The 830-nt window shown below is 61.8% G+C and carries 1 protein-coding gene; it reads right to left on the bottom strand.

The genetic code is table 11. The annotated features are described in order from the left end of the window. On the bottom strand, positions 1 to 830 hold an 830-nt coding region (locus SB816_RS29695), incomplete at both ends, for a replication initiation protein (RefSeq protein ID WP_410547956.1).

Below are 830 nucleotides of genomic sequence, written 5' to 3'. Positions count from 1 at the left end.
CCGGGAAGCTCGGTATGGGCGATTTCGGCCCAGACCGTGAATTTAATTCCTCCGGATGAAGGAAATGCATCGAGCGTGGCAGGCTCAGAGATGGCTCTAGGAGCTCCATGTGGCGCCTTTCGTGGTTTATGTGCACGCTTCCCGCTCTCAGCACTCTTGGGGCTCTCTGTGGTCCCCTGTGGCGGTTCTAGGACCATTTCTACCGAGCCGGCGCGGCGGGCGGTCCTGCCGGCGCTGTGCCGGCCAAGCTCGTCCTTGGTCGCAGCTAAGTCGTCTTTCGCCTCCCATGACAGGTTGACCGACACCACGGAGCGGCCGCGCTTCTGTGGTCGCATGGCGACGGTGAAGCGTGAAAGCTGGTTCACCTCGGCAATCGCGGGTTGGAGAGCTTTTTGCGACAGATGGGTCCAATTGACCAGCTTTCCCGCGGGAACGCCGAGGCGGGCGCGGAGATCGTCCAGCGCGAAGACCTCCGATGCCTTGCGCTCGAGGTTGACGCGCAGCGCGATGATCTCATGCAGGCGCAGTGCATAGCGGCTGGTCATAGACAGGGCAGTCTGGCGGTCGATAATGGCCCAGTAGTCCGACTTGCCAATGACCTCGCAGAAACCTGCCGAGAATTTCCAGCGGATCATGACCGGCCCGTCGCCGTCCTCGAACTCGACCACGGCGGTATCCAGCAAGCCAGTGATCACGGTCCCCTTGTCGGTATCGTATTTCATGACCGCGCCGCGCAGTTCGGTGAACAGGTCTATGAGATCGCGGCGGCCAACGTTCCGCATCCCCGCCGTAGCCCTGAGTGTGGCAAGGTCGATCTGGTGCCACTTGTC

The sequence above is a fragment of the Achromobacter sp. SIMBA_011 genome (assembly GCF_046535435.1).
Lineage (GTDB): Bacteria > Pseudomonadota > Gammaproteobacteria > Burkholderiales > Burkholderiaceae_B > Achromobacter > Achromobacter dolens.
Note: the sequence above shows the minus strand (reverse complement) of the source record. Positions and strands in the feature narration are given on the sequence as shown.